The sequence below is a fragment of the Paenibacillus thermotolerans genome, from assembly GCF_028745515.1.
GTDB classification, from domain to species: Bacteria; Bacillota; Bacilli; order Paenibacillales; family YIM-B00363; genus Paenibacillus_AE; species Paenibacillus_AE thermotolerans.
Window position 1 is genome coordinate 266,733 of sequence record NZ_JAQZSG010000001.1, and the last position, 21,904, is coordinate 288,636.

Sequence of the window (21,904 nt, forward strand, 5' to 3'; positions counted from 1 at the left end):
CGCGGCAGTAACGCTTGCGGTACGAATGACGGAAACGGGGTGTTTTTTATGTTTGGAACGTGCTTAAGCGCTTGCGTTCATGGAATTGAAGGGGCGGTCATTCGCGTGGAGGTCGACCTGTCGAACGGGCTGCCGATGCTAACCATCGTAGGGCTGCCGGACAGCTCGATCCGGGAAGCGGCGGAGCGTGTCCGTGCGGCAATGAAGAACAGCGGCTTCGAGTACCCGTTGAAGCGCATTACGGTCAACCTGTCACCCGCCGATCTGCGGAAGGAAGGATCTTCGTTCGATTTGGCGATTGCGGCGGGAATATTGATCACAAGCGGTCAAATGGACGAGAGCGTTGCCGACGGCGCGGCGCTGATCGGGGAGCTTGCGCTGGATGGGGAAATCCGGCCGGTTCCGGGTGTGCTCTCCATGGTGCATGCGGCAAAGACGGCGGGATTATCCCGCGTATTCGTTCCTTACGCGAACGCGGAGGAGGCCGGGCTGATCGACGGCATAAGCGTAGTTCCGGTTTATCGATTGCGCGACTTAAGCAATCCTGAGGAAGCCGCTTATGCGGGGCGCGAACGGAATCCGCTTGTGAGCCGGCCATCCGTCGTTGCCGGCTTGCCCGCAGAAGAAGAAAATTACGCCGACATTCTCGGTCAGCAAGGCGCCAAGCGGGCGCTGACGATTGCCGCGGCCGGCATGCACAATATATTGCTGGTAGGTCCCCCCGGATCGGGCAAAACGATGCTCATCCGCAGGCTGCCCTCCATTATGCCGCCGCTCACCGACGAGGAAGCGCTCGAGGTCACTAAGGTATACAGCACGGCCGGTTTGCTTGCGGAACGCGGCACGCTCGTTCGCAAGCGACCGTTTCGCTCGCCGCACCACACCATATCGCCGAACGGTCTGGTCGGCGGCGGCGGCGTGCCGAAGCCCGGCGAAATTAGTCTGGCCCATCGCGGCGTGCTTTTTTTGGACGAGCTGCCCGAGTTTTCACGCAACGTGCTCGAGGTGCTCCGGCAGCCGCTGGAGGATGCACGGGTTACGATCTCGCGCGCTCGGACTACGCTAACTTTTCCGGCCTCTTTCGTGCTCGCCGCTTCGATGAATCCTTGCCCTTGCGGGTACTGGGGGCATGAGGACGAGCAGCATTCGTGCACTTGCAGCTTTCAGAGAATTTTGTATTACCGCTCGAAGCTGTCAGGACCGCTGCTCGATCGTATCGACCTCCACGTGGACGTTCCGCGCTTGAGCATTGCGGAGGCGTACCGCGACCGAGCGGTGAAATCCGTCTCTTTGGATTCGGAAACGATGCGCGCTTCCGTGCTACAAGCGAGGGAACGCCAGAACGTGCGATATCGCGGGACAGCGATTCGGAGCAACGCGGATTTAACGGGGAGGCTGCTGCGCCTTTATTGTCCGCTGGATGCGGCAACGGCGTCGATGATGGCGGACGTTTGCGAGCGCATGGGGCTTAGCGCACGCGCACACGACCGCATCATTAAAATTGCGCGTACGATCGCGGATTTGGAAGGCAGCGAGGTGCTTGCGTTCGAGCACGTGGCCGAGGCGCTTCAGTACCGCGCGCTGGACCGGCAGTTCGCGGATAAGACGCAGGAGGCCGGACGCAGCCGCGCTTAGCGGGATGCGCCCGGCCCTCTGCGTCTTTCAACGAGGCGGGCTTCTCCTTTTCGCAGACGGAACTTTGTTCCGTTGCCTCCTCCACGCCGCATGACCGACCGCCTCGAACGGAACTTTATTCCGCTGCAGCACCGTATACCGCCAAACTAGCTGCTTCCAACGGAACTTTGTTACGTTGCACTCTGGCGCAACGCATGATCGACCGCCTCGAACGGAACTTTATTCCGCTGCAGCACTGCACACCGCCAAACTAGCTAGTTCGAACGGAGCTTTGTTCCGTTGCACTCCTCCGCGCCGCATGACCGACCACCTCGAACGGAACTTTATTCCGCCGCAGCACTGCACACCGCCAAACTAGCTAGTTCGAACGGAACTTTGTTCCGTTGCACCGACCGCGTAGGCGGTTTCCTGCTCTGCTACGGAATTTTGTTCCTCTTCAAGGTCCAGCCAGTCTAAAAAGGGAGTTTCCCTCACTAATCAACCTCAAACCGTATTCGAGACCTCCAACAAATGGAGTTACTCCCACTACTCACGCCAAAACTGCGGCATAGACCGCCAACAAATGGAGTTACTCCCACTACTCACGCCGAAAGTGCGGCATAGACCGCCAACAACTGGACTTACTCCCAGTACTTACGCCGAAACTGCGGCATAGACCGTCCACAAATGGAGTAACTCCCACTAATCACGCCGAAATTGCGGCATAGTCCGCCAACAAATGGAGTTACTCCCACTACTCACGCCGAAATTGCGGCATAGACCGCCAATAAGTGGAGTAACTCCCACTATTCACGCCAAAACTGAGGCATAGACCGCCAACAAATGGAATTACTCCCATTACTTACGCCGAAACTGCGGCATAGACCGTCCACAAATGGAGTTACTCCCACTACTCACGCCAAAACCGCGGCATAGACCTCCAACAAATGGAGTTACTCCCATTACTCACGCCGAAACTGCGGCATAGACCGTCCACAACTGGAGTTACTCCCACTACTCACGCCAAAACCGCGGCATAGACCTCCAACAACTGGAGTTACTTCCATTACTCACGCCGAAACTGCGGCATAGACCGTCCACAACTGGAGTTACTCCCACTACTCACGCCAAAACCGAGGCATAGACCGCCAACAAATGGAGTTACTCCCACTACTCACGCCAAAACCGCGGCATAGACCTCCAACAAATGGAGTTACTTCCATTACTCACGCCGAAACTGCGGCATAGACCGTCCACAAATGGAGTTACTCCCACTACTCACGCCAAAACCGCGGCATAGACCTCCAACAAATGGAGTTACTCCCATTACTCACGTCAAAACTGCGGCATAAACCGCCAACAAGTGGAGCTGGCAGTGTAGAGCTACAAAGCATCCTCAACATGCCGAATGCTGACTCTCTCATCCCGCGAAAAACGAACGGCAATCACGTCAAACCGAACCGGTCTCGCAGAAAAGCCGTTCATCGTTATGTATAGCTCGGCGAGCCGGCGAAGCTTCTGCTGCTTGCGGGCATCGACCGATTCCTCCGGAGAGCCGAAGCCGTAATCGGCAGAAGCCGTACGGGAACGCACCTCAACGAAGACGAGCATCCCTTCCAGCTGAGCGATAATATCGAGCTCACCGAGCTTGCACCGCCAGTTCGTATGCAATATTTCGTAACCGTTCGCCAGCAAATGCTTCAGCGCATGCTTCTCTCCTTCGTCCCCCGTCTGTTTGCGACTCATGCGAATTCGCTCCGTCATCGCTTCACTCCTCGCTCGGCAGGTCCGACATTTGCCGGTCGGCGCGGTAGACGAAGCTCATGATCTCAGCGACCAGCTTGTACAGCTCCGGCGGGATCTCCTGCTCAATATCGAGCTGGGACAGCACCTCCACCAGCGACGCATCCTCCTGCACCGGCACGCCGTGCTCCTTCGCCGTAGTCATAATCCGCTCGGCGACGGCGCCTTTACCCTTGGCTACAATGACCGGAGCGGCGTTCGTTTCAGGCGTATAGGAGAGCGCAACGGCCTTTCTCGGCTTTTGTGTCTCGCCCGTTGTCATACGCGCACATCAACCCCCTTATACGCTGAGCCGCCGAATAAAACAGGCACACCGGCCGCCGTACGACGAAATCCCGCAGTACCGCCGCCAGCCTGCGACTCGGGTTCCGGTATGGGGGACGTTCGAGCGGCGGAAAGCCGATAACCGATGCTCTCCAGCGCCGCCTCGATCGCCGCTTTGTTTTCCTCAAGCCATGGCATGGAGTCGAGCTTATCGTTAAAAACGTGAAGCGAAACAAGCTTGTTCGTCACTTGTACATCGATGCGCGTTTCCCCGATCCGGGCAAGCCGCAGATCGAACCATAGACGGCAATTGTCCGCATCCCACTCCCCGCGTCTGCCTTTGCGCGTTTGGATATGCACCGACGCATTGCCGCCCGAACCGTCCTCAGGCGTTCCGAACGGAACAAACATCGTAGCAAACACGAAAGGGTTGCCTCTCTCCGTACTAAGCAGCAGCTGCTGGCCTGTAATCCACTGAACCGCTTGCTGTGCGGCTTCCCTTAGCGCCTGCGGCACATCGTCGGCGCCTTGAAGCTGCAGAAGCGTCGCCTTGAGCGACTCCGCCCAGCTTGGAGCCGGGCGTTCGGAAGCCGCTTCCGCATCTTGTGCCGGCCCTAGCGCGCCGATTCCGGTTAATGAAGCTTCCCGCCCCGCATCGATCGTTCGCATAGCTTTATGCTGCGTTATTCCGTCATCGGAAGCGGTGCGGTGCGATCCACCTTCTGCTGCGGGCGATGTCCGAAATGGCAGCGGATGAGGCTCCTCCCCCGTCTGCCGCACCGCCGTACCTCTCGCGGCTTCTGACCGGATCGATGTGGACGCGTCCGAATGCACTGGTTGCGCAGGCTGCACTGATTGCGCCGAATTCGCAGCATTCGCTGCCGCACCTTGCACAGGCGCCTCCGGCCGTACGAAATGCGCTTCGCGCAACCCTGACGCAGTTGTCCCTGCAGACGGCCCGACTGTCGCCGAAGAAGGCTTCGAAGCCATCTTTTCCAGATCGACGCCGAGCCATTGCAGCAACGCCAGTAAGGGCGGCTTCGCAGCCGCAACGGCGGAACCGCCCGGTTTTTGCGCCCCCAAAGCCGCCTGCTCGTTCGCCGTTCCTCCAGGCAGCGGAGTCACTCCGCCACGTTCCTCTACCGCGATGGATGCAGCCGAAACCGAGGAAGCAGACGCCGCTGCAGCCTGCAACGGCTTGCCGCCTGTTTCCGGATCTTGCCTCAACAACGCGCTTACAATAGCATCCTTATTCCCAAGAACGGATAGTGTCTGCGAAGCCAGCTGCTGCGACACCCCGCTCCTGCCGCCGCTGCTTTCGTCCGAAGAATACGCCGAAACAAACGCGCGCGCCTCCTCCGCCACCCGGTTCAGCAGCTCGCTCGGTCCGTCCCCAAACATCGCGGCCCGAAGCGCGCTGACCGTGACAGGAGTCAGCGGCAGCCCGCGCTTTGCGGCGACGGCTGCCGCCTTCACGGCCGCTTCGTCCCCTTCGACGGACGCTGCCGGAAAAGCCCCCGCTCCCTGTACGGCAGCAGACGCCTCCTTTGCAAGCTCTTTAGACAAAACAACTCCGTCTTGATGAAACCCTTTCACGACTGCGCGATTTAGCGGCGAATCCTTAAGCCCGACCGACTTCAGCACTTCCGGGATCGACTCGGGAGCAATATCCGCAGAGGAGGAAGCGAGCGGCTTCAGTACGACCGTCCCGTTCGCCGTTTCCGGCTGAACCTGCAGCAGCGTGGACTGCCCTTGCGCCAGCGGCGTCTCCAGCCGCGCGCGTACCGTCGTCCCCAAAATGTTCACCAAACCTTCCGACTCGGTCAACATCTGCATCAGCACGCCGCGAACGACCTGTCCGGCCTTCAGCTCCACTAGCTTCTTGTCAGCAGGCTGCTGCGCGCCGAGCAATGCGCGGACGATATTCCCGACGTCCATTCCGGTCCTCCTCCTTCCCATAACCTTATTTACCATTTATATCGGCAGGAGCGGCCGATTTTTGCACCGTTATATCGGCGAGATCGGTCGATTTTTGCATCGTTATATCGGCGAGAGCGCCCGTTTTTGCACCGCATAACCGGCAAGAGCGTCCCTTTTATGCACCTTTATATCGGCTTAAGCATCCCATTTTTGTACCGGCCGCTTAAAAAAGCTCCATCTGCTCCGCAAACAATTTGCCGAGAAACGATTTCCGGTGCAGCGGAGACGGTCCGAACTGAAGCAGCCGTTCCCTGTGCGTCTTCGTGGCGTAGCCCTTATGTATGCCGATTCCGTATTCCGGGTATTCCAAATCCCACTGCTCCGCACATAGGCGGTCGCGGGTCACCTTCGCAACAATCGATGCCGCCGCGATCGACTGGGACAAAGCGTCCCCATGTATAACGGCCAGCTGCGGGAGCGCAACATCGACCTTCTCCGCATCGACCAGCAAGTAATCGGCAGACGGCTCAAGCCCTTCCACCGCCAGCTTCATTGCCAATCGCGAAGCCTGCTTAATGTTGATCCGGTCGATCGTCTCCGCATCCACACGCCCGACGGCGACGGCGGCCGCTTCCCCCATAATGATGTCGTACAGCTCCTCGCGCCGTTTTTCCGAGAGCTTCTTGGAATCGTCCACACCGTCAATGACAAGCCCTTTAGGCAAAATGACCGCCGCAGCCACCACATCCCCGAACAAGCAGCCGCGCCCCACCTCGTCCACTCCGGCAATCCGCGCGTATCCTTCGCTCCATATGTTCATCTCGTATGTATTCATGCGTACACAAGCCTCCCAACCTACCCGACATTGTAGCACGGAAACCGACACCTGACATCAAATTTGGAAAAATGTTTCCAGTACGCAGCGGCAAAAGCGAATCAAACACAAAAAATCCCCGACTGACGGACCATACGATCCGCAATCGGGGACGATAAAGCCTCTATTTCGCCTCGTCTATTCCCAGCTCCCGCCGGAGCAGACGAAGGTTGTCCTCGTGCGCCATTTTCATGCCTTTCGGGAATGCATACGCTTCGAGCCCCGCGAAAGTGTCCGACTCCCGCCCTTCCGCAACGGCTTTCCTCGTTTCTTTTATGTAATCCAAACTTTTTTTGCACCGAAACAATATTTCATCGGCAGACGACGTCGCCATCCCGTGTCCCGGAATCATCACGCCAACCGAGTGCTTTTCGAGAATGGCCGGCACCTTCGCCATCGTTTCCTCATATGCGGCGCTTCCGTCGTATATGAACGGGAATTCGATATCCGATAAATAGTCGCCCGCGATCCATACGCCCTCAGGCTCGACAATCGCAAAGATGCCGTCGTCGCTATGTCCGGGAGCCAAATAAAACGTCAACGTCGTATCCCCGACCGTCAATTGCTGGCCGTCCCGTTCCACCGTTACATCGATGCGCGGAAACACGATTGGATACTGCCGCACGGCGTAATATTTATCGTCGAACGTACGAATTTGCTCCAGAATCGATTCCGGATCCGAGCGCTCGGCCAGTGCCCGCGAGCCGATCGTCACCGCGTCCGGGAACGCCCCGTAACCGAGGATGTGGTCCCAATCGGAGTGGGTAAACAGCAAATAAAGCGGCCGGTCGCCGCGAATAAAAGACACGTACCCCCGAATGTGCTCCACTTCTTGCGGCAGCCATGTCGGGTCGACGAGCAGTACGAGATCCTTCGTCTGGACTACCGTCGATGTTGTCGCAAACAAAGCGCTTTGAAACACCGTATAATGGTTATCTTTCCGTTGAATCATTTCTGACGCCGCTCCCCGAATCAAGGTATATCCATCGAAATTCGTCCCAATCTTCCCGTACGCAAATCGCGCAGCAGAACTTCGGACGCTTTCGTCAGGTCGATTTTGCCGCCGCTCACGACGCAGCCGCGTCTGCGGCCGACCGCTTCCATCAGCTCGACGACCTCTTGCGGATTTTCCATGTCATCAGGCAGTTCGTCAATATCGTAGCGCTCCGAAAAGACAGCCGGATAATGCCGCAGCAGATGCTTCACCAAATAAAACGCAACATCCTCGGAATGCAATATTTCATCCCGAATCGCTCCCGTTGCCGCCAGGCGCAGTCCGACCTTCTCGTCCTCGAACTTCGGCCATAAAATGCCGGGCGTATCGAGCAGATCAAGCTCATTGCCGACCTTAATCCATTGCTGTCCCTTCGTTACGCCGGGGCGGTCGCCGGTTGCCGCTATGCTTCTGCCGGCCAGCCGATTGATTAACGTCGATTTCCCTACGTTCGGAATGCCGACGATCAAGGAACGAATTGCGCGCGGCGCCATGCCTTTGCGCGCCCACGTTTCGAACATCGGCGCCACAAGAGAGCGGCAGCGCGGCAATATCCCGTTCACTCCGGTTCCGCTCGCCGCATCGATCGGGAGCACGCTTACGCCGTCGTCGTCCAATATTTTCACCCATCGCTCGGTTACGGCCGGGTCGGCGAGATCGATCTTGTTCAGCAGCACGAGCCTCGGCTTGCCGCCGAGAATGTCCTCCACCATCGGATTGCGGCTGGAGATCGGCAGCCTGGCGTCGAGCAGCTCGATCGCAACGTCGATCAGCTTTAATTTTTCTTCGATTTGCCGGCGGGCACGCGTCATGTGCCCGGGGAACCATTGTATGGTCATTGTGCCCGATAGCCTCTCTTAATTCGGTTTCGTATGCGGGATAAAACGAATTTCAGGCAAAGGCCAGATGACGACATCGGCTCTGCCGACGATTTTGTCGTAAGCGATAAACCCGATATCCCGGCTGTCCTGCGAATTCGGGCGGTTGTCGCCCATGACGAACACATGCCCTTCCGGCACGGTCGCCTTCTCATAATCTTTGTTGTTATAGGTTGTACCCGCTTCGGCGTTCATATCCTTCTCATTCTGAATATATGGCTCTTCGATCGGCTCGCCGTTCACAAGCACCGTATCTCCGCGAACCTCCACCGTCTCGCCCGGCAAAGCGATGACCCGCTTAATATAATCCGCATTAAACGGCGAATGGAAGACGATCACTTCTCCCCGCTTAGGCGCCCGAATATCATATAAAATCTTATTCACGATAATGCGCTCGCCCGTAAAAAAGTTCGGGTACATTGACGGTCCTTCGACAATAAAAGGCGAGAATAAGAAAAAGCGAATCACGACGACAAGGACTGCCGCTACCGCCAGCGCCTTCGCCCAGTCGACCGCCTCGGTTTTCCAGTCGGATGGTTTGCCTTCCTTCTCGGAACTGTCGTCGGAAGGCTTGGAGTCTAGCCGTTCTTCCATGCGATTAACCCCCTTGTATGCAAAAACGAGGACTTGATACCCAAGCCCCCGCTTCTCTTCATTCGATTAACGAATTTCTTTAATTCTTGCGGCTTTACCGCGGAGATTACGCAAGTAGTAAAGCTTCGCACGGCGAACCTTACCGCGGCGCAGTACTTCGATCTTGTCTACGCGCGGGCTGTGCAGCGGGAACGTTCTTTCAACGCCCACACCGTACGAAATTTTGCGAACCGTGTACGTTTCGCTGATTCCGCCGCCGCGGCGCTTAATGACAACGCCCTCGAACACCTGAATACGCTCGCGGTTGCCTTCCTTTACCTTAACGTGAACTCTCAGTGTATCGCCGGGACGAAAGCTCGGCAAATCGCTGCGAAGTTGTTCGCGTGTCAGTTCTTGAATCAAATTGCTCATGGAATTCCCTCCTTCCGTCCTAGGCGTTCTTGATCGCTCCGGGAACGCTCTAACGGTTCCGTTCACCGCTTACAGAGGACCGCCCGTTAATCCGACAAACACACAAAAAATATAGTATCATAAACTCATGTCCATGACAAGAAAAACGTTTCGTTATACGCGCAACATTTTCCCATAAACCTTACTTTTCTCCAGAACCTTGCTCCCACTCCTCAATCCACTTGCGTTCCAGAGCCGTCAGCTCGGCGTTCGCAAGCAGATCGGGACGCCGCTGCCACGTCCGGTGAAGCGATTGCTTCCGGCGCCACTTGTTTACATTCTCATGGTGGCCGGAAAGCAGCACGTCGGGGACAGTCCAGCCCCTGAACTCGGCAGGCCGGGTATAATGCGGATATTCGAGCAGTCCCGTGCTGAAGCTGTCGGTGACTGCGGATTGTTCGTTGCCAAGCGCGCCCGGAAGCAGCCGGACGACGCTGTCGATGACGGCCATGGCGGCGATTTCCCCGCCGGTCAGCACATAATCGCCGATCGATATTTCATCGGTGACCAAATGCTCGCGAATGCGCTCGTCATACCCCTCGTAATGGCCGCAAATGAAGATGAGCCGCTCCTCCTTGGAAAGCTCCTCCGCTTTGCGCTGCGAATACGTTTCCCCCTGCGGGCACATCAATATAATGCGGGGCTTTTCGCCCTCGGGCGTCAAGTGCTCCACCGCCGAAAAAATCGGCTCCGGCTTCAGCACCATCCCCCCTCCGCCGCCGTATGGATAATCGTCCACAGTGTTGTGCTTGTTTCCCGAAAACTCCCGGAAATTTACCGCGTTTAAGCTTACGATTCCTTTCTCCTGCGCTTTCCCGAGAATGCTTGAGCCGAACACGCCGGCAAACATCTCCGGAAACAGAGTCAGCACATCGATGTTCATTCGAGAAGCCCTTCCATCACGCGAATTGTCACTTTCTTTGCCTCTATGTCAACCGAGCGCACTACGTCTTCTATATAAGGAAGATATGCCGGTTTCTGTTTGTCTCTGGAAACGACCCATACGTCATTGGCACCCGGGCGCAAAATCTCGGTGATTGTGCCGACGGTTTCCCCTTCCTCCGTAACGACCTCGCATCCGATAATATCGTGGAAGTAAAATTCGTCCTTCGAAAGCTCCGCCTTTTTGTCGGCCGACACCTTCAGGCTCCAGCCTTTGTATTTCTCTACTTCGTTAATATTATGGAACTGCTCGAACTTTACGATGTAGAGGTTTTTTTGATCTCTGGCCGACGTCACCGTAACCGGAACCGTCATGCTATCCTGTTCGGGATGAACGAGCAGCAGCTCGGCTCCTTTGCGAAAGCGCTGCTCCGGAAAATCGGTTTCCGGCCAAACCTTCAGCTCGCCGCGAATGCCGTGCGTATTGGCGATTTTACCTACAAGCAAATATTTCGGATTCATTAGGGAAGTACCTCCGGGGATGGTCATCATCAGACTTAAGATGCGCAAAAGGGTTAGGAACAAGTCCTAACCCTTGCGCTTAAGAAACGATTTCGACGGAAATCCGCTTTCCGCTGCGGGCGGATGCGGAGGTGACGACGGTGCGGACCGCTTTAATAATGCGGCCGCCCTTGCCGATCACTTTGCCGACATCGTCCGGATTGACGCGCAATTCGTATAGGACGGATTGCTCGTCTTCAGTTACATCCACCCGGACTTCGTCCGGATGGTCGACAAGCCCTTGGACAATTGTGCGCACTAACAGTTCCATAGGCGCGCCTCCGATCCGCTACCGATTATTTCTGCAGCTTGGATTCGTGGAATTTTGTCATGATGCCTGCTTTGCTGAACAAGTGACGAACTGTGTCGGACGCTTGCGCGCCGTTTTGCAGCCACTTCAATGCTTTCTCCTCATCGATCGATACTTGAGCCGGTTGTGCAACCGGGTTGTAAGTGCCGATTTCTTCGATGAATCGACCGTCACGCGGAGAACGGGAGTCGGAAACGACTACACGATAGAAAGGAGCCTTGTGAGCACCCATACGCTTCAAACGGATACGTGTTGCCATGAAACTTTCACCTCCTTCAAAAAATGAACCGGTTTATGTTGTGCCGACGACCGCGAGGTTTGCGGCTTACCCAAACGGGAACCGCATGCCGCCGCCCTTGCCTTTCGCTTTACCCAGCTTCTTCATCATTTTGTTGCCTTTGCCGCCCATCATGCCCGAAAGCTGCTTCATAACCTTCTTCATGTCCTCGAATTGCTTGAGCAGACGGTTCACATCGGCCACCGTCGTGCCGCTGCCCGCCGCAATCCGCTGCTTCCGCTTCGGATTAATGATTTCAGGCCGCTGCTTCTCTTCCTTCGTCATCGAAAGGACGATCGCTTCCACACGGGTAAACTGCTTCGGATCGATTTTCGCGTCCTTCAGCTGCTTCATATTGCTCATACCGGGGAGCATCTCGAGAATGTTCTCGAGCGGCCCAAGCTTCTTCACCTGCTGCATCTGCTCCAGGAAATCCTCCAGCGTAAATTCCGCCTTGCGGAATTTGCGCTCCATTTCCTTCGCTTTATCCTCGTCGATGTTCGCTTGCGCCTTCTCGATGAGAGACAGCATGTCGCCCATCCCGAGAATCCGGGATGCCATCCGCTCCGGATGGAACGGCTCGAGCGCATCCAGCTTCTCGCCGAGCGCCGCGAACTTGATCGGCTTGCCGGTCACCGCTTTGACGGAGAGCGCCGCGCCGCCGCGCGTATCGCCGTCTAGCTTCGTCAGGACGACGCCGCTGAGCTCAAGCTGCGAGTTGAAGTGCTCCGCCACGTTGACGGCGTCTTGACCCGTCATCGCGTCGACGACGAGCAAAATTTCGTCCGGCTTCGTCTCTTCGCGGATGCTCTGCAGCTCCGCCATCAACGTTTCGTCGATGTGAAGGCGGCCGGCGGTATCGATAATGACATAATCGTTATGGTGCTCCTTCGCATGCGCGACCGCTTGCTTCGCAATTTCGACCGGGCTCACTTGGTCGCCGAGAGAGAATACGGGAGCTTGAACTTGCTCGCCGAGCACCTGCAGCTGCTTGATCGCAGCCGGACGGTAAATGTCCGCCGCAACGAGGAGCGGGCGGTGATTCTGCTTCAAGAGCAGCTTTGCAAGCTTGCCTGTTGTCGTCGTCTTGCCGGCGCCCTGCAAGCCCACCATCATGATCACCGTAGGCGGCCGATTGGACCGCGCGAGCTTCTCGTTCGTTCCGCCCATCAGCTCCGTCAGCTCTTTGTTGACGATGTTGACGACGGTCATCGCCGGGTTGAAGCCCTTCTCGAGCGTCTGTCCGATCGCTTGCTCCTTCACCTTCGCAACAAAGTCCTTCACGACCTTGAAGTTCACGTCAGCTTCAAGCAGGGCCAGACGCACCTCGCGCATCGCCTCGGTTACGTCGTCCTCGGTCAGCTTCCCTTTGCTGCGCAGCTTCGAGAATACGCTTTGCAACCGGCTGGATAATCCTTCGAATGCCATGCAAGTCACCTCCTATGCTGATCAATCGTTATAGCATTTCGGCAAGCAGCGCGAGAATGTTCTCCCGCTGCCGGGGGTCTGCGGCGCCCTCCAGCTCCGAGCGGATTTGCTCGGCGAGGCGGGTGCGCTTCTCGTGTTTTTCATACAGGCGGAGCTTGCGTTCGTAATCCTCCAGCGTCGTCTCCGCCCGCTTGATATGCTCATAGATCGCTTGGCGCGATACGTTGAATTCCTCCGCGATCTCGCCAAGCGAAAAATCGTCATGGAAATGATATTTCAGAAACGTCCGCTGCTTGTCTGTCAGCAGCGATTCGTAAAAATCAAACAGCAGATTGATGCGGTTCGTCTTCGAGAGCGCGTCCCGTTCGACGGGTTCCGTCCGTTCCGGCATCGTTACCGCTCCTTCCGCGTGTTCCCCGTCAAGGGAAATCACTTTACAATCACCTTGGATAGTATAGTGCATGGCCTGCCGCCTTGTCAAGGCATTTACCTTGATAGGCAATTCACCTTCATCCCGGAACAAAAAACGCCGGTCCGACGTAATGCGCCGGACAAGCGTTTATCATTTATTCTTCGGATTTTTCGCTTTCGGATGCGGTCGTCAAAAACAGCGCATGCACGAACTGCTCGGAATCGAACGGCTGCAAATCGTCCATCTTCTCTCCAAGGCCGACGAATTTCACCGGCAGCTCCAGCTCCTGACGGATCGCGATGACGATACCGCCCTTCGCCGTGCCGTCCAGCTTCGTTAGAATGAGGCCGGTTACGCCCGTTTTTTCGCCGAACAGCTTCGCTTGCTGCAGCGCGTTCTGCCCTGTCGTCGCATCCAGGACGAGCAGCACCTCGTGCGGCGCCTCCGGCACCTCCCGGCGAATGACGCGGTACATTTTGTTCAGCTCTTCCATCAGGTTGACCTTGTTTTGCAGTCGCCCGGCCGTATCGCAGATCAGTATGTCCACCCCGCGCTGCTTCGCCGCGTGCACCGCGTCGTAAATGACCGCAGCCGGGTCGGCTCCTTGGCTCTGCTTGATCACGTCCACGCCGGCCCGCTGACCCCACACCTCAAGCTGCTCGATAGCCGCGGCACGGAACGTATCCCCGGCCGCAAGCAGCACCGACTTGCCCTGCTGCTTGAAGCGGTGCGCCAGCTTGCCGATCGTCGTCGTCTTGCCGACGCCGTTGACGCCGACGACGAGATAAATCGTAAGCCCCGACTCTGCCGTATGCAGCGTCCCGGCTTGCCCGTCATCGCCGTTGCCTCCGAGCAGCTCCACAAGCTTCTCGGAGAGGATCGGGCGCAGCTCCGAAGCTTCTTCAATGCGCTGCTGGCGCACTTCTTTGCGCAGATCGTCGATCAGCTTCATGACCGTGCTCACGCCGACGTCCGCTCCGATCAATATTTCTTCGAGCTCTTCGTAGAACGCTTCGTCGATTTTTTTGCGGCGGAGGAACAAATCCTCCACTTTGCCGACGAGCGCGTTCCGGGTTTTCGATAATCCTTCTTTAAATTTGCTTGTGACCTCTTCCGCCTTCGAAGAGATGCTTTCCCTCAGCCTTTTGAAAAAACTCAAGGTTTCACGCTCCACTTATCGAGATTTATATGGATGTCGGCCGCCGATCCCGGCACTGCGTTAGGCCGTCATCGGCGGCTCCTCGTCCTCGTCCAGACGGACGGAGACGAGCTTGGACACGCCGCCTTCCTCCATCGTGATGCCGTACAGCACGTCGGCCTCCTCCATCGTCCCTTTGCGGTGGGTTACTACGATAAACTGCGTCTGGTTCGAAAATTCGCGCAAATATTGCGCAAAGCGGGCGACATTCGCCTCGTCCAGCGCCGCCTCGACCTCGTCCAGCACGCAGAACGGCACCGGCTTAATGCGCAGAATGGCGAAGAGCAGCGCAATCGCCGTCAACGCGCGCTCGCCGCCGGAAAGCAGCTGCAGGTTTTGCAGCTTTTTGCCCGGGGGCTGCGCGACGATGTCGATGCCGGTTTCCAGCAAATTGTTCGGCTCCGACAGTACGAGGTCTGCGCGTCCGCCGCCGAACAAGCGGGTGAACACATCCGTGAACTGCTCGCGAATCGCTTGGAACGAAGTCAGGAACCGCTTGGACATCTCGCCTTCGATTTCCTTGATGACGCCGTACAGCGCGGTTTTCGCCTCGATGAGGTCCTTTCTTTGGCCCGATAGAAATTCCCAGCGCTCCATGACGCGGGCGTACTCCTCGATCGCTCCGAGATTGACCTCGCCGAGGAGGGAAATTTTGCGCTTCAGCTCGCGCACCTCGTTCTGCACCGCAGGCACGTCGTCAGGCACCGGGTAACGCTCCTTCGCAAGCTCGTAGCTCAGCTCGTAATCCTCCGCAAGCTTCTTCAGCAAGCTGTCCAGCTCGACATCGAGGCGGTTGACGCGAATATCCGTCTGCCGCACCTGCTCCTCGATCGCTTTCAACCGGTTGCGTTCGTCGCGGGTTTCGTTCTCCTCCCGCTCCAGCTGTACGACAAGCTTAGCGCGTTCCGCCCGCTTATAATCCAACTGCTCGGCGCATCGTTCCTTGTTGATTTTTAGTTGGTTGCCGTGCTCCGTACGCGATACCGTCTCGCTCTCGAGGTTTAGCAGCTCATCCTGCAGTCGCTTGACGGCGCTTTGCGCCTCCCGCTGCTCTTGCTCCAAAGCTTCCGTCTCCTGGCGGATCCGCTGCAGCTGCGCTTGCAGCGATTGCTTGTCCTGATTCGCCGCGGCCGCCTTCACCTTCCATTCGGTGAGCAGCTGCTGCAGCTCCTCCTTCGCGGACTGCGCCGCCTTGCGCGTCAGCTCCGCCTGGCGGATCGCCTCGTTCAGCTTCGCCTCTTCGCCCGTGAGGCGCTCAATGCGCTCGGCGAGCTCCGTACGCTTGCCCTTCTCCGCGGCGCGCTCCTCGGCGAGGCCGGCCGTGTCGGCCTCGATAATTTGCAGCTGCGCCCGCGCATTGCGCAGCTCGGCATCGAGCCGGCCGAGCTCTCCGCGCGCTTCCGTCTCCTCGCGGCGCTTGCGCTCCCCGGTTTCGCGGCACAGCTCCAGCTCCTTCTGCGCTTTCGCGACGTCCTCGCGCATCTGCTGCACACGGACGCGCAGCTCATTCGTCTGCTTCTCCGCAGTCTCAATCTCTTGCCCCAGCTCCTCCAATTGGCGCTGGCGGCCGAGCAGAGATACGTTCTTCTTCTGCAGGCTTCCTCCGGTCATCGACCCGCCGGCATTGACCACATCGCCTTCCAGCGTGACGACCCGGTAACGATAGCCGAGCTTTGCGGCGATCCGGTTGCCCTGCTCGAGCGTTTCGGCGATGACGACATTCCCGAGCAAGCTGCCGACGATCGAAGCGTACTCTTCCTCGTATTGCACAAGCTCGGACGCAATGCCTACGAAGCCTTCGGCTCCGGATGCCGTACGCCGTTCGGTCTCCGGAATCGTTCTCGGCTTGATGACATCCAGCGGCAAGAAGGTTGCACGTCCTGCCTGACGAGACTTCAAATAAGAGATCGCTTCCCTCGCACGCCCCTCGTTGTCGACTACAATGTGCTGCAGCGAGGCGCCCAGCGCGGTTTCAAGCGCGGTTTCATATTTCCCGCTTACCCGGATCAGCTCGGCGATCGCGCCGCGGATGCCGTGCAGGCCGCCGCGCTGCTTCGCCTTCAATACTTCTTTAACGCCGACGGCAAAGCCGTCATAATCATTGGCGAGGTCTTTCATCGTTTCACGCCGGGAGACGAGAGAATCCACCTTCTGCTCCCACTTGCGGACCATGCCCTGCGCTTCCTCCAGCAATCCTTGCTTTTCGTGGATCGCCTGTCCGAGATCCATATATCGATTTCGTTCGCTCTCGATGTCTCCCTGCAAGGCGGCGAGCCGCTTCGACCAATCGGCATGCGCCGCTTCAAGCTCGCGGACTCTCGTTTCCGACTTTTCTTTTTCTTCGGTTAACCGGGTCGAACGCCGATCCGCTTGCTCCGATTGAGCTTCTATGTATTTCAGCTCGTTGCGGGCGGAGGCGAGCTCATTCAGCTTGTCCAGCAGCTCCGCCTTCAGCTTTTCTTCCTCTTCTCCGGCCATGCCGCCCGCTTCGGCGATCAATCGGTCTTCTTCCGCCGTAATGCTTCGCTGCAGCTCCTCCACTTGCGCGGAAACTTCGTCTCGCTTGAGCTTCACTTGCTCCTCTTCGGCGCGGCGCTCCTGCAGCTTTGTCTCCAGCGCAGCGATCGTTTCTTGGTAGCCTGCGATATTTTCCTCCGCGTGCTTCCGCCGCTCCTTCAGCACCTCGCCGACGCTCAGGCTTTTCTCCAGCTCTTCGCTCGTCCGCAGCAGTTCGGCTTGCAGCTCCTCGAGCTTCTCTTCCAGCTTTCGCAGCTCCAAGCGGTTGCTTTCGAGCTTTGCATCATGAGCGGAAACGATCGATGACAGCTCAAGCTCTTCATTGCGCAGCTTGGTCAGCACGGCGTTCGCTTCCGTCCACGATTGGTGAAGCTCTCCGATGTTGTGGACATACAGCGAAATTTCCTTCGACTTCAGCTCTTCCTTGAGCGCTTTAAATTGCGTCGCTTTCTCCGATTGCACGCGAAGCGGCTCCAGCTGGTCTTCGAGCTCGGAGGTAAGGTCGTGAATCCGGACCAAGTTCGCTTCCGTCTCATCCAGCTTTTTTTGCGCTTCCTTTTTCCGGGATTTGTATTTGACGATGCCGGACGCTTCCTCGAATATTCCGCGCCGGTCCTCGGACCGCGTGCTTAATATTTCCTCGATCCGGCCTTGTCCGATGATGGAGTACGCTTCTTTCCCGATTCCCGTATCCATGAACAGCTCGGTTATATCCTTCAGCCTGCACGGCTGTTTGTTGATGAAATACTCGCTTTCACCGCTGCGGTGAATTCTCCGGGTGACCGTAACCTCGCTAAAATCCAGCGGCAGCGCGTTGTCGGTATTATCCAGCGTTAATGATACTTCGCCGAAGTTTACGGCTTTTCTGGCGTCGCTCCCGGCAAAAATGATGTCCTGCATATTCCCGCCGCGCAAGCTTTTTGCGCTTTGCTCGCCGAGCACCCAGCGAATCCCGTCGGAAACATTGCTTTTGCCGCTTCCGTTCGGGCCGACAACCGCCGTAATGCCGGAAACAAACTCCAGCTCCGTGCGGTCCGCGAACGATTTAAAGCCGGCCAGCTCCAATCTTTTCAGAAACAAGCATAATCACCCCACCGTATTGTAGCACAAAAGGAAACCGGGCCGCATTCTTTTTGCGCTTTGAGCCGGGGGATATGTTCGGAAACGTCGGTGAAAATGGAAACCTTCTCTTGGGAAGCAGGTACCACAAATAAGCGCTTCCCTTCGTCGGTGGTTCCTGCACGGTTTGTACCAAGTTCCGGTGCTAACTCCCGCACTCTCGGACGCAGCGCCTTGGTTAGTACCAAATTCTGGTGCTAACTCCTGCACTCTCCGGCGTAACACCCATGTTAGCACCAAGTTTTGGTACTAACTTACCGGTATCCGCACTCGGCGACACGGCTAGCGCCAAATTTTGGCACTAGTTTCATTTTCCCTTATACGATCGAGTCACTCAACAATGGAAGATTCCGTGGAAGCAGCTACTTTGTCGGTGTGAGGTGCTGCAGCGGAAGATCGTTCCGTTCGAGGCGGTCGATCATGCGGTGCGGCTCAGAGCAACGGAACTAGGTTCCGTTGGAAGCAGCTACTTGCCGGTGTAAGGTGCTGCATCGGATTCCCCCAACTCAGCACAAAAGCCGCGGCCGAGGCACCTGACTAAGGGATTTGCTCCCCTTGCTCAGCCTCAACCGCGGCTCGCATACGCTACCGCTTCTTACCCAAGGAAGACGAAGATGCCGACGAGGACGCGCCCAGACGCTCCAGCGCCTCCGCGGCTGCCTCCTGCTCGGCGTCCTTCTTCGTCCGCCCGACGCCGCGGCCCAGCGCCTGCCCGTTCAAACGGGCTTCGATCACGAACTCCCGCTCGTTCGCCGGACCGCGCTCCTCCACGACCGCATACTCGATCGTGCCGAGCGCTTCGTGCTGTACCCGCTCGTGCAGGCGCGACTTGGCGTCGATCACTCCCCGAGCCACGTACGACTCGATTTCGGGAAACATGTGCGCCGCCAAAAACCGCTGCACCGCTTCCCAGCCCGCGTCCAAATATATCGCGCCTACAAGCGCCTCGAACAAATCCGCGAGCAGCGAAGCCCGGCTCCGCCCGCCGGACAGCTCCTCGCCGCGGCCCAGCAGCGCATACGAACCAAGCGAAAGCCGGACAGCCAGCTTGCTGAGCGCGCCTTCGCGCACGATCGCCGCCCGCACGAACGTAAGCTTGCCTTCCGGCCAAGCAGGGTACGTGCGGAACAAGTAATCCGCAACCGCCAGCTGCAGCACGGCGTCGCCCAAATACTCGAGCCGTTCGTTATGCGTCGCGTCCCGATGCTCGTTAACATAAGACGAATGAGTGAAAGCCTCGCGCAGCAGCGCACCGTTCACAAATCGAATATGCAGTTCGCTTTGCAGCCGTTCCCAATCGCCCGCAGTCGCAGTCATCGCAATCCCTTTACCCCTCGAACTTTTTCAAAATGATCGTTGCATTATGTCCGCCGAAGCCGAACGAATTGGACAACACGACGTTCAAATCCGCCTTGCGCGGCTTGTTCGGCACATAGTCCAGGTCGCACTTCGGATCTTGATTTTCCAAGTTGATCGTCGGCGGAATGACCCCGTTCACAAGCGCCAAGCCGCAAATAACGGCCTCGACGCCGCCGGCTGCGCCAAGCAAATGGCCCGTCATCGACTTGGTCGAGGAAACCGCAAGCTTGTACGCATGATCGCCGAACGCTTCCTTAATCGCCTTCGTCTCGGAAATGTCGCCTACCGGCGTAGAAGTGCCGTGCGCATTAATATAATCGACGTCCTCCGGCGCGAGCCCCGCGTCGTTCAGCGCCTTCTTCATGCAGCGCGCCGCCCCGTTCGGATCCGGATCGGTCATATGGTGCGCGTCGCCGCTCATCCCGTAGCCGATCACCTCGGCGTAAATGCGCGCGCCGCGCTTTTGCGCATGCTCCAGCGTCTCAAGGATGAGCACGCCCGCGCCTTCGCCCATGACGAAGCCGTCGCGGTCGACATCGTACGGACGGCTTGCCCGCTCGGGCTCGTCGTTGCGGGTCGACATCGCGCGCATCGCGCTGAAGCCGGCCAGCCCCGTCGGGCGAATCGTCGCTTCCGCGCCGCCGCAAATCATAACGTCCGCTTCGCCGGACTGCAGCAAGCGCATCGAATCGCCGATCGTATGCGACCCCGTTGCGCAGGCCGTTACGGTCGTCGTGTTCGGGCCTTTGGCGCCGGTTAAAATCGACACTTGTCCCGACGCCATGTTCGCGATCATCATCGGAATGAAGAACGGCGACACCCGCTTCGGACCTTTCTCGAGCAGCACCTTGTGCTGTTCCTCCCATGTGCCGAGACCGCCGATGCCGGAGCCGATATACACGCCCGCACGCTCAGGGTCCATATCTTCCCGAATGTTCAGGTTCGCATCCTTCAGCGCAAGCTGGGTGGCCGCAACCGCAAATTGCACGTAACGGTCCATGCGGCGCGCTTCCTTCTTGTCCATGTACTCTTCGGGGTTCCAGTTTTTAATTTCTGCCGCTATATGCGTCGGGTATTCGCTTACATCGAACGCTTCGATGTGCGACACCCCGGATTTTCCTTCCATCAAATTGTTCCAAAACGTATCCAAATCGCGTCCGAGCGACGTAATGGCGCTCATCCCCGTAATGACCACTCGATGCTTCACAGGACCCACCTCAATTAAGAAACAGTTATTGTAGTCAACCATTCTATTAACAAACGATAACACCGTTTATGTTTTTCTCAAGCTTTCAGTGAAAGGAATGCCCTGAAGGAACGGTAGAAGTGGAGAGGTCCCGTTCCTTGCGAAAACGGGACCCGAATGCTCCATCTTACGTATGAGATTGTATGTAATTCACTACTTCTCCCACCGTAGTGATCTTCTCCGCATCCTCATCGGAGATTTCCATATCAAATTCATCTTCCAGTTCCATTACCAATTCGACGACATCAAGAGAGTCGGCGCCCAAGTCCTCCTTGAAAGAAGCTTCAAGCGTTACTTCGGCCTCGTCAACTCCAAGGCGGTCGACGATAATTTTTTTCACACGTTCGAAAACGTCGGACATCCGGTTCACCTCCTCTACGTATTATACGAAAACCATCGCCAAAATGCCACAGCATGTCCTGTTATATACAGACTATGCGGAACTGCGGTCTTACATGTACATTCCGCCGTCGACATGCAGCGTCTGTCCGGTCATATACGCGGCGTCCTCGGAAGCGAGGAACCGCACCGCTTTCGCCACCGATTCCGGCTTGCCGAACGCGGCGAGCGGAATTTGCTTCAGCATCGCGTCCTTCATCTCTTGCGTCAGCTTATCCGTCATGTCCGTTTCGATAAAGCCCGGCGCAACGGCGTTTACGGTAATATTCCGGGAAGCGAGCTCGCGCGCGACGGACTTCGTCATCCCGATGACGCCGGCTTTGGCGGCGACATAGTTCGCCTGGCCCGCATTGCCGAGCGCGCCGACGACGGAGGAAATATTGATGATCCGGCCGCCGCGCTGCTTCATCATCGGGCGCGTAACCGCCTTGATGCAATTGAAGACGCCTTTCAGGTTCGTATTAATAACGTCGTCAAACTCTTCTTCCTTCATTCGCATGAGCAAATTGTCGCGCGTAATGCCCGCGTTGTTGACCAAAATATCGATTTTGCCGAAACGCTCCAGCGTAACCGACACCATATCGTCCACTTGAGCCGCATCGCCGACATTCGCCTTGATGGCAAACGCTTTGCGTCCCATCGCTTCGATGGCCGCCACCACCTCTTGCGCCGCGGCTTCGTTGCCCGCGTAATTGACGGCAACGTCCGCGCCCGCGCCGGCAAGCTCCAGCGCAATCGCCCTGCCGATTCCTCTCGATGCGCCGGTGACCAGCGCCGTTTTTCCTTCGAGCAGCATTCGCTTCAC

At 57.4% G+C, this 21,904-nt stretch carries 21 protein-coding genes; 1 reads left to right on the forward strand and 20 read right to left on the reverse strand.

Annotated features, from left to right (window positions below; translation table 11 throughout):
• The first annotated feature begins 48 nt into the window (after positions 1 to 48).
• On the forward strand, positions 49 to 1,635 hold the full coding sequence (locus tag PT964_RS01320) for a YifB family Mg chelatase-like AAA ATPase (protein WP_274361498.1): 1,587 nt from the start codon (positions 49 to 51) through the stop codon (positions 1,633 to 1,635).
• Positions 1,636 to 2,997: 1,362 nt separating this feature from the next.
• On the opposite strand, the gene PT964_RS01325 is transcribed toward PT964_RS01320, so the two are convergent.
• The 20 genes from PT964_RS01325 to fabG all read right to left on the reverse strand — a co-directional run bounded on the left by PT964_RS01325 (position 2,998) and on the right by fabG (position 21,895).
• Complete coding sequence (locus PT964_RS01325; RefSeq protein ID WP_274361499.1) at positions 2,998 to 3,360, reverse strand: YraN family protein; 363 nt, start codon at positions 3,358 to 3,360, stop codon at positions 2,998 to 3,000.
• Between the two features lie 22 nt (positions 3,361 to 3,382).
• Positions 3,383 to 3,679: an EscU/YscU/HrcU family type III secretion system export apparatus switch protein gene (locus tag PT964_RS01330; protein WP_274361500.1), complete on the reverse strand. Its 297-nt coding sequence runs from the start codon at positions 3,677 to 3,679 to the stop codon at positions 3,383 to 3,385.
• The gene (locus PT964_RS01335; protein ID WP_274361501.1) at positions 3,676 to 5,619 is read right to left on the reverse strand and encodes a hypothetical protein; all 1,944 of its coding nucleotides are present in this window, start codon (positions 5,617 to 5,619) and stop codon (positions 3,676 to 3,678) included. Before PT964_RS01335 ends, PT964_RS01330 begins: the two co-directional genes overlap by 4 nt.
• A 205-nt stretch (positions 5,620 to 5,824) precedes the next feature.
• Positions 5,825 to 6,436: a ribonuclease HII gene (locus tag PT964_RS01340; RefSeq protein ID WP_274361502.1), complete on the reverse strand. Its 612-nt coding sequence runs from the start codon at positions 6,434 to 6,436 to the stop codon at positions 5,825 to 5,827.
• A 163-nt stretch (positions 6,437 to 6,599) separates the two neighbouring features.
• A complete protein-coding gene (locus PT964_RS01345) occupies positions 6,600 to 7,427 on the reverse strand; it encodes an MBL fold metallo-hydrolase (RefSeq protein WP_274361503.1) in 828 nt (275 codons plus the stop codon).
• A 20-nt stretch (positions 7,428 to 7,447) separates the two neighbouring features.
• Positions 7,448 to 8,308 (reverse strand): ribosome biogenesis GTPase YlqF, encoded by an 861-nt coding sequence (gene ylqF, locus PT964_RS01350; protein ID WP_274361504.1) that lies wholly within the window; start codon positions 8,306 to 8,308, stop codon positions 7,448 to 7,450.
• 18 nt (positions 8,309 to 8,326) lie between these two features.
• The gene (lepB, locus tag PT964_RS01355) at positions 8,327 to 8,941 is read right to left on the reverse strand and encodes a signal peptidase I (RefSeq protein WP_274361505.1); all 615 of its coding nucleotides are present in this window, start codon (positions 8,939 to 8,941) and stop codon (positions 8,327 to 8,329) included.
• 66 nt (positions 8,942 to 9,007) lie between these two features.
• Positions 9,008 to 9,352, reverse strand: a complete 345-nt coding sequence (gene rplS / locus PT964_RS01360; protein WP_274361506.1) for a 50S ribosomal protein L19 — start codon at positions 9,350 to 9,352, stop codon at positions 9,008 to 9,010.
• A 181-nt stretch (positions 9,353 to 9,533) separates the two neighbouring features.
• Positions 9,534 to 10,274 (reverse strand): tRNA (guanosine(37)-N1)-methyltransferase TrmD, encoded by a 741-nt coding sequence (gene trmD, locus PT964_RS01365; protein ID WP_274361507.1) that lies wholly within the window; start codon positions 10,272 to 10,274, stop codon positions 9,534 to 9,536.
• On the reverse strand, positions 10,271 to 10,795 hold the full coding sequence (gene rimM, locus PT964_RS01370) for a ribosome maturation factor RimM (RefSeq protein WP_274361508.1): 525 nt from the start codon (positions 10,793 to 10,795) through the stop codon (positions 10,271 to 10,273). Before rimM ends, trmD begins: the two co-directional genes overlap by 4 nt.
• A 79-nt stretch (positions 10,796 to 10,874) precedes the next feature.
• Positions 10,875 to 11,105: a KH domain-containing protein gene (locus tag PT964_RS01375; protein WP_274361509.1), complete on the reverse strand. Its 231-nt coding sequence runs from the start codon at positions 11,103 to 11,105 to the stop codon at positions 10,875 to 10,877.
• 25 nt (positions 11,106 to 11,130) lie between these two features.
• Positions 11,131 to 11,403 carry a 30S ribosomal protein S16 gene (gene rpsP, locus PT964_RS01380; protein ID WP_274361510.1) on the reverse strand — a complete coding sequence of 91 codons (273 nt, stop codon included), beginning with the start codon at positions 11,401 to 11,403 and terminating at the stop codon, positions 11,131 to 11,133.
• Positions 11,404 to 11,469: 66 nt separating this feature from the next.
• Positions 11,470 to 12,849, reverse strand: a complete 1,380-nt coding sequence (gene ffh, locus PT964_RS01385) for a signal recognition particle protein (protein ID WP_274361511.1) — start codon at positions 12,847 to 12,849, stop codon at positions 11,470 to 11,472.
• 28 nt (positions 12,850 to 12,877) lie between these two features.
• Positions 12,878 to 13,240, reverse strand: coding sequence for a putative DNA-binding protein (locus tag PT964_RS01390; protein ID WP_274361512.1), 363 nt, complete (start codon positions 13,238 to 13,240; stop codon positions 12,878 to 12,880).
• Between the two features lie 175 nt (positions 13,241 to 13,415).
• Entirely contained in the window at positions 13,416 to 14,420 is a 1,005-nt protein-coding gene (gene ftsY, locus PT964_RS01395) for a signal recognition particle-docking protein FtsY (RefSeq protein WP_274361513.1), read from the reverse strand.
• Between the two features lie 60 nt (positions 14,421 to 14,480).
• Positions 14,481 to 18,056: a chromosome segregation protein SMC gene (gene smc / locus PT964_RS01400; protein ID WP_274361514.1), complete on the reverse strand. Its 3,576-nt coding sequence runs from the start codon at positions 18,054 to 18,056 to the stop codon at positions 14,481 to 14,483.
• A 624-nt stretch (positions 18,057 to 18,680) separates the two neighbouring features.
• The gene (rnc, locus tag PT964_RS01405; protein ID WP_274361515.1) at positions 18,681 to 19,412 is read right to left on the reverse strand and encodes a ribonuclease III; all 732 of its coding nucleotides are present in this window, start codon (positions 19,410 to 19,412) and stop codon (positions 18,681 to 18,683) included.
• 10 nt (positions 19,413 to 19,422) lie between these two features.
• Entirely contained in the window at positions 19,423 to 20,661 is a 1,239-nt protein-coding gene (fabF, locus tag PT964_RS01410) for a beta-ketoacyl-ACP synthase II (protein ID WP_274361516.1), read from the reverse strand.
• A gap of 166 nt (positions 20,662 to 20,827) precedes the next feature.
• A complete protein-coding gene (gene acpP / locus PT964_RS01415) occupies positions 20,828 to 21,061 on the reverse strand; it encodes an acyl carrier protein (protein ID WP_274361517.1) in 234 nt (77 codons plus the stop codon).
• Between the two features lie 90 nt (positions 21,062 to 21,151).
• A complete protein-coding gene (fabG, locus tag PT964_RS01420) occupies positions 21,152 to 21,895 on the reverse strand; it encodes a 3-oxoacyl-[acyl-carrier-protein] reductase (protein ID WP_274361518.1) in 744 nt (247 codons plus the stop codon).
• Between the last annotated feature and the right edge of the window lie 9 nt (positions 21,896 to 21,904).